At 40.3% G+C, this 7443-nt stretch carries 7 protein-coding genes; all 7 read right to left on the bottom strand.

Features of this window, described 5'->3' with window-relative positions; genetic code table 11:
- Positions 1–45: 45 nt before the first annotated feature.
- On the bottom strand, positions 46–834 hold the full coding sequence (locus tag PX484_RS09655) for a Uma2 family endonuclease (protein WP_288103640.1): 789 nt from the start codon (positions 832–834) through the stop codon (positions 46–48).
- Between the two features lie 115 nt (positions 835–949).
- Positions 950–1690 carry a Uma2 family endonuclease gene (locus PX484_RS09660; protein ID WP_287767057.1) on the bottom strand — a complete coding sequence of 247 codons (741 nt, stop codon included), beginning with the start codon at positions 1688–1690 and terminating at the stop codon, positions 950–952.
- A 137-nt stretch (positions 1691–1827) separates the two neighbouring features.
- Complete coding sequence (locus tag PX484_RS09665) at positions 1828–3117, bottom strand: glycosyltransferase family 87 protein (RefSeq protein ID WP_287767055.1); 1290 nt, start codon at positions 3115–3117, stop codon at positions 1828–1830.
- A gap of 41 nt (positions 3118–3158) precedes the next feature.
- Positions 3159–4106 carry a glycosyltransferase family 2 protein gene (locus tag PX484_RS09670; protein WP_287767053.1) on the bottom strand — a complete coding sequence of 316 codons (948 nt, stop codon included), beginning with the start codon at positions 4104–4106 and terminating at the stop codon, positions 3159–3161.
- A gap of 1 nt (position 4107) precedes the next feature.
- On the bottom strand, positions 4108–5043 hold the full coding sequence (locus tag PX484_RS09675) for an NAD-dependent epimerase/dehydratase family protein (protein WP_004268731.1): 936 nt from the start codon (positions 5041–5043) through the stop codon (positions 4108–4110).
- 183 nt (positions 5044–5226) lie between these two features.
- Positions 5227–6567 carry a lipopolysaccharide biosynthesis protein RfbH gene (gene rfbH, locus PX484_RS09680; protein ID WP_149978400.1) on the bottom strand — a complete coding sequence of 447 codons (1341 nt, stop codon included), beginning with the start codon at positions 6565–6567 and terminating at the stop codon, positions 5227–5229.
- A gap of 74 nt (positions 6568–6641) precedes the next feature.
- A partial coding sequence (rfbG, locus tag PX484_RS09685; RefSeq protein ID WP_288103644.1) for a CDP-glucose 4,6-dehydratase occupies positions 6642–7443 on the bottom strand: 802 nt, incomplete at its 5' end.

Here is a 7443-nt window from a genome sequence, read left to right on the forward strand (position 1 = left end):
ATGGCTGTCATAAGTAATTTCACTAATTCAAATATCTAAAATGGGCTATAGATTTTCAGGATAAACTCCCAACTCTTTTAACTTTTGCACCAAACGTTGGCGAGCAATTTGTTCTTGCTCAAGTTCTAACTCAGCTTGTTCGGCCCGTTGACGCTCCTGCTCGGCTCGTTGCCTTTCTTGCTCTACTAACTCACTCCCCCATAATAACAGATTGCCCGACTTATCCCACCAACGTAACCAATAGGCTGTTACTTCCGCTTTTTTTCCCTGCCAGACTCCCAAAAATAAGTTAATCTCTGCTATCCAATAACGATTGTTTTCATTAGGTTTTTGTTGTTCATATCTTCCTTGATTCAATCGATAAATTTCTAATTCTCCGGTTTTTGGCTGAAATATTCCATAGACAGGTACTTGTAAGATTTGCTCGTAAAAATACCATTTTCCATAGGGATAGTGAGGGTTGATGGAATATTCACCCCCTTCGGTTTCCGAGATAAACTCTAGGACAATTGCTGGAATTTCTCCTTCGAGGTGGGGAGTGTAACTGCGCCGAATTTCTCCACTAGCAATAGATTTTACTGAGGGAATATAAACCCAATCAGGTGCTTTGACAACAGTTTGAGTTTTAACGGTGGCACACAAGCCAAAATTAGAGGCAATTAGCATCGATTCCAGAATTAGTCCTGCTAATTCTAACGATTCTCGTAAAGCTGCTGCTAATAGGGGTTGCAAGTTGTTGTCCACAGGTTCGTCAGGTAGAATAAAATCATCTGGCAGTTTTTCCCAGGTGATTGGCGGTGATTTTTTGAACAAATTAATTGTAGATGGTGTCATTGTCGTAAACAGTCCTTCCTATATTTAATAAGCTCTCATAAACTGTCCACGACTAAGTAGGTGCATTAAATTAATTATAAAATAGACCTATAGGTGGACAATGCCTGCAATTATTTCATACACTATCATCAACTTCAACCCCTAGCGCTCTTAATTTTGCTGCCAAGCGTTCAGCCCGTTGCTTTTCCTGCTCGGCCCGTTGCTTTTCCTGCTCGGCCAACTCCTCTATGGTGGGGAGCAATTGCCCCTCTGCTGTTGCCCAACGTAGCCAAGTAATCGGCTCTTGTTCATCCCCATAAATTCCCTGCCACCGCACTAACACCAGCCCTAATATTTTGCTGCTGAACCTGCCTTGAGCATCTGGGTTTAAAGATTTATAAACACCCCCTTCTAAGCGATGTCCCGCTAAATCTTCTGGGTCAAAGGGATCATACCAAAAGTATTCTGTCACCCGCAAACGATTCTGATAGATGAGCTTTTTCTCTTCTTTATCTTTTTGCGCTGTACTTTCAGAGAGCAACTCAATCACCACATCAGGAGCTTTTTCTTCTTCCCAGACGACCCAGCTTTTCCGTTCTTTTCGAGGCACGTCCACAACGACAAATACATCGGGCCCGCGATAATCCTCTTTACGCACTTGATTGGGGCTAAAGTAAACAAACATATTGCCTCCGACAAACGCTTCCCGTCCCTGGGTTTTTAACCACCAGGAGAGAGGTCTAACTAATAACTGCATTTGCAGTCCGTGTCGCTGGGTTTCCATGGGAATACCATCATCAGAAGGTAGCTCATCTTGGGTCGGTGGTAGCTTGATCCCTTGTGGGTTAGCTGCAATTAGGAGGGTTTCTTGAGCCATTGGTTAAGTTGGGGTGAACAACTGATGCCACTTTCTTATCATAAACTATCATCAATGTCAACACAATTGTGATCGCAATTGTCAGTATTAGTCATATTTTGTCTATTGTCTCTCACAATTGGGCAATCAGGTTAAACTTATTCTCGAACTGACCTATCAAGGCTTTGTTTGGGTATATCTCTTGTTGTCTTACTTAATCCTTCCTTAATAATCAAAAACCCAAATATTAACATTAACAATGGATTAATAATAACTCCTATACTAAGTCCCATATCGGTCATGGCTGGAATAATAAAGTAATTTTTGGGAATGAGCAAAAGACCAAACAGGAGCAGATAGGCTAAATCAAACTTACTTGACTTTGATTCATTAATAAAAAAAGCCAAAGGAATAAAAAGATTGAGAAGTCGATAATCTCCTGATGTGGGGGGGATAACATTCATCACAAAAACTAAAAGAGCTAGTTTTTTCCAGAAAATTTTCTCCTTAGTCAGAATGTATAAACTTACCAATCCTACTATTATTAACGATAGTACAGAATAGGGTCTCAAAAGTAGTGAAACCCAATCAAAAAATGTTCGCACTATATCTGATGATGAGATTATACCAATATCTTTAGAAATCTTTAAGACAAAAGCGGCAATAACCTTGATCAACCCGAACAAACTGACCCCATAAGGCCAACCTCCCGATCCGATCACATAATATTTCACAAACATTGCTTGATTTCTTCTCAATCCTTGAATATTTTCTAAAATACTTCCCTGAAAACACAGCAGAGAAAAAATAGTTATTAATGCGGCAAATATAATTACATAGAGGATATTTTTCCACTTTTTTTCGCTTGCCAATAGGACTAGAAAAATTGCTGGAAATGGTTTCATCGCAATTGCTAGGGATAGACAAATTAAGGCAAAAAGCGATTTATAGTGATTTAAGCTATTATAAAAGTAAGCAAAACCACATAAAAACAAGAACGTATATAATTCTGCATTAGCTCTATCTATAGTAAATAGAAAAGGATAGCTCATGAAGGAAATCACAAAAATATCACGAAAATTGTCTAATCTATTAGTCTGAGAAAAATTATTGATTATGAAAAATAGCCAGCAGACTAAAAAAATACTCAAAAATACTAATAGTGCTAAATCTCTGCTCTTAAATAGAGTAAACGGGAAGAAAAATAACTCCCCCAATGGATAATATATACCAAAAATATAAACATCACTTCTGTAGGGATTAAGTTCCTTGATAAAGTTAACCATGTTCCAAAAGTCATTAAACTTATCATTAGGTTTAAATAAAAAACTATTAAGAGGCTGTTGATTGCCTAAATAAGCTCCCATCGTGTAGTGATAAAAAACGGCGATGGCAAAGCCTATAACTATAATTGTGCTAAGAAATCTGATTTTAGTATGGCGTTCCATGTTAATAAATTCCCCTTTCGGATTGTCAAAAATACTGTTCACTATTTAATATCAAAGTTGACTCGCGCTCTCTCTACCACTAGAGGTCTTTTTAAGCTTCGTCTATTTATCAAACCAATGTATTCTCCTAAAATACCTATAAAAAATAACTGTACAGAAGAAAAAAGAAACAATCCGATAATGATCGCCGCTATTCCTATGGGGAAAAGGTTCCAAAACAGAAGCTTCAAAATCAAAGTCACGAGACCGACCAGAAAACTCACTAGAGATAGAGCGAACCCGATCATTGTCGCCAATCTTAGCGGAAAATTAGAATAGGTAGTGATGCCCAGCATTGCCAGATCGTACATTCGATAAAAATTAAAACTACTCTTACCTCGTTTTCGGACTTTCTGATGATACTCGATTTTAGCACTCTTAAAACCGACTTCTGAAATAAGACCCTTTAAGTAGGGATAAGGATCATCGATCAAACGCAATGCTTCTATCACTTTGTGATCATATAAACCGAAGCCGGTAAAATTAGAAGTTAAGTCAATCTCTTCTGATAGGGTTCTAACTAAAAAATAATAAAATCTTCTCACACTATAGACCAAAGAGTTCTCTTGACTAGATCTTTTAATTCCTTTAACAACTTGATAGCCTTCCTCCCATTTTTCTAAAAAATCGACGATTAGTTCGGGAGGATCTTGACAATCGGCGAAGACTAAAATAACCGCATCTCCAGTTCCTTGTAAGAGGCCGTAATAGGTAGAACGAACAAAGCCAAAATTCCTAGCGTTAATGATAATTTTGACTCTAGAGTCGCTTTGAGAGATTTGCTCTAATATACTGACTGTTTTATCTTGAGAGTCATTATCGATAAAAATATGCTCGTATTCATATTTTTCTAATCTTGCAAAAATCTCTTTGACCTCAGTATATGAAAACTCAACATTATCTTGTTCATTGTAGCAAGGAGTAACAACACTAATTAATTTTTTACTCATCTTAAATTTCCTCAATTTTATTTATGTTTAAATGGTCTTTATACCATTCAATTGTATTTTTTAATCCCGTCGTTAAATTATATTTAGGTGTCCAATCGGTCTTTTTTCTAAGCAACTCATTATTAGCACAAATAAACATGGGATCATTGGGACGGTAAGGTAAAGCACCCAGATGAATTAAATCAGGTTTACCTAATAAATTACCAAGTTCAAGTGCTATTTGTCCAACGGTTACAGGTTGACCAGAACCAACATTAACTACACCTGAAACGTTGCTCTTCGCAACTGCCCAAATTGCTGATGCTATATCCTCAACATGAAGGAAATCCAGAACTTGTTCACCTTTAGTTGTTTTTACCACTTCATCCCGCAGCAGTGAACAAATAACCGACGGAATTAACCGTCGCTCATCCTCCATTGGACCATACTGATAAAACAAACGAACCCATGTTAACTCTACTTCGGCGCTCTGGGCTAGTTGTTGTAAAATAGTGAATAGTGCCACCTTGGTCGCTGCATATAAGGTGATGGGTTTTGTCGGACTTGATTCAGAAAAATATCCTAGATTGAAATCATACTCAAAACAAGTCCCTATACCCACAAACCGCTTACAACCTACTTCAGCTAGTTGAGAGAATAAATTGAGACTTGCCTGGAATGAATTCAAGTTTTCCCGAGAATTTAGTTGTTTTCCTGACCCAACATACCAAGCTAAGTGAATACACAATTCGGGCTTGATTTTCTGTAAATAAGCATTCACTGTTTCAAATGCTACTAAGTCAGATTGCCATAAATGTAGTGATGGGAGAATATCTTGAATTCGCCATTGTTCGCCGTTTTCTCGCACAAGTGCGTGTACCTCACACCCTTCGGCTATTAGAAGCCTTGCTACATGGGAACCAACAAAACCACTGGCACCGGTAATCAATACTTTCATATTTTGGGTCTTCTCGACTTTCTGTAATAATCAGGGCGCACCATTCCTAGAAGTCTTGCCTAGCAAGACTTTGAAGATTATACTTCTGTAAAATTATCCCTATTCTTCTTCCTTCCACACAGAAACGAGAAGAGCCGCCATATTTTCCTTAACCTGAAATTTTGTCCCAAAAGTTGGGGAATTTTATTGGCCATGACAAAATTCTCGGATAGTCGTTGCTACATAGGTTAACATCTCCTCGGTTAATCCGGGATAAATGCCCAGCCAAAAAACACTACTCATGATTTTATCGGCATTGCTTAAATCCCCAACGACTCGATAATTTAACCCCTTATAAAGAGGCTGTCGCAATAAATTTCCTCCAAATAATAGCCTTGTGCCGATGCGTTTTTCCTCCAAATGCTTAACCAAATCATTGCGGCTAAAAGGCGCATTTTCCTTAACAAAAATCGGAAACCCGAACCAACTCGGTTCAGAATCCGGGCTGGCTTCAGGCAGAATTAAAACATCTTGAAGCTCCTGTAACTTTTGATGCAAAAAGTCGAAATTTTCCCGACGCTTTTTGATAAATCCGGGCAATTTATCCAGTTGCGCTACCCCGACGGCGGCTTGCATATCGGTCATCTTTAGGTTATAACCCACATGAGAATAGGTGTACTTATGGTCATAGCCAAAGGGCAAATCTCCTAACTGCCAACCGAAGCGCTTATTACAGGTATTATCTACCCCCGGAGGACACCAACAATCTCTGCCCCAGTCACGGAATGACTCGACAATCTTTTTCAAGCGGGTATCGCTGGTTAAAACGGCTCCCCCTTCTCCCATGGTCATGTGATGAGCAGGATAAAAGCTAACCGTCGCTAAATGCCCAAAGGTGCCGGTTTTTTGCCCTTTATAAAGACTTCCCACCGCGTCACAGTTATCCTCAACTACCCAGAGGTCATGTTTTTCGGCAAAAGCCATCACCGCTTCTAAATTAAAGGGATTTCCCAGGGTATGAGCAATCATAATCGCTTTAGTCTTCTCTGACAAGGCCGATTCCAGTTGCTCGATGTCGAGGTCATAACCGGGTAGTTTAACGTCTAAAAAGACGGGAATTAGCTGATTTTGAAAGATGGGGTTAACTGTAGTCGGGAAACCGGCGGCGACGGTAATGACTTCATCCCCCGGTTTAAGTTGTTTTTCCCCCAGTTTAGGGGAAGTTAAGGCACTTAAAGCCACTAAATTGGCCGAAGAGCCAGAATTGACCAATAAACAATGTTTTACCCCCATCCACTGGGCAAAACGTTCCTCAAATTCCGCCGCATATCTGCCCGTCGTTAACCAGAAATCTAGGGAAGAATCCACTAATTTGACTAATTCTTGCTCATCAAATACTTTACCCGATGCCGGAATATAGGTCTGCCCCGCCACAAAAGCCCGGGGTTGAAATTTGTGTTTGTAGTATTCTTGTACGGCTTGAAAGACTTGCTCTCGCAGTTCTGTTTCAGTATTGGTATTGGGGGGAGAAATAGATTGAGTCATGGTTAATTTCCTTTCAGGGGAGAAATTTGAACTTAATTATCACTTAATTTGCACTATTATCAGCCTTGAATTCGCTAATCGATCAAACAACTTTGATAATATTCGATTTGTTGGCGGGTAAGGTCTTGGAATTGTGCTTTATCTTCAGAGTCCATTTGAGCCGCTTGATAGTACCATGTCACGGTTTCCTTGAGGGTTTGCCGAAAATCCCAGACTGGTTGCCATTTTAGGGTATGAAAAGCCTTATCTGTGACTAGATTAAGCAATTTAGCCTCATGAACAGCATTCGGATCACTTTGATCGAGCCAAGTCCCTGGCCAAAGTTGTAGGATAGACTCAACTAACTCTTTAACCGGACGATTAGAAGTCAGAGACGGACCGAAATTAAACGCTCCATATAACCCCCGGCTGTCTTGCTGCCAATTAGCCGTCATCAACTGCTCATAAACCAACTCAGCTAACCGTAAATAGCCCCCTAAAGGCTCTAAAACGTGCTGCCAAGGGCGAGTCGCTAGAGGGTTCCGCACCGGAATCGCTTCGGACTTCATCAAGGCCCGCATGGCATCGGGTACAATCCGGTCTAGGGACCAATCTCCGCCACCGATGACATTTCCGGCCCTGGCGCTGGCAATGCCGATGGGGGTTTGAGGGGTTTTAAAGAAGGAACTGCGCCAAGATGCGATCGCCAATTCCGCCCCAGCTTTGCTAGAACTATAGGGATCGTAACCCCCTAAAGGGTCATTTTCCCGATAACCATAGACCCATTCCCGATTCTCATAGCACTTATCGCTAGTAATAAACACGGCGGCACAGGGATGAGTCAGGCTTTTGAGGGCCTCTAAAACGTGAATAGTCCCCATAACATTTGTGTTCCAC

Origin of the sequence: Microcystis sp. M49636_WE2, assembly GCF_030065375.1 — a bacterium.
Lineage (GTDB): Bacteria > Cyanobacteriota > Cyanobacteriia > Cyanobacteriales > Microcystaceae > Microcystis > Microcystis aeruginosa_C.

Coding starts and splice junctions, on each gene's coding strand:
- PX484_RS09660 (WP_287767057.1), bottom strand. CDS start 1,690: ATGGCTCAAGAAACCCTCCTAATTGCAGCTAACCCACAAGGGATCAAG.
- PX484_RS09665 (WP_287767055.1), bottom strand. CDS start 3,117: ATGGAACGCCATACTAAAATCAGATTTCTTAGCACAATTATAGTTATA.
- PX484_RS09670 (WP_287767053.1), bottom strand. CDS start 4,106: ATGAGTAAAAAATTAATTAGTGTTGTTACTCCTTGCTACAATGAACAA.
- PX484_RS09655 (WP_288103640.1), bottom strand. CDS start 834: ATGACACCATCTACAATTAATTTGTTCAAAAAATCACCGCCAATCACC.
- rfbH (WP_149978400.1), bottom strand. CDS start 6,567: ATGACTCAATCTATTTCTCCCCCCAATACCAATACTGAAACAGAACTG.
- PX484_RS09675 (WP_004268731.1), bottom strand. CDS start 5,043: ATGAAAGTATTGATTACCGGTGCCAGTGGTTTTGTTGGTTCCCATGTA.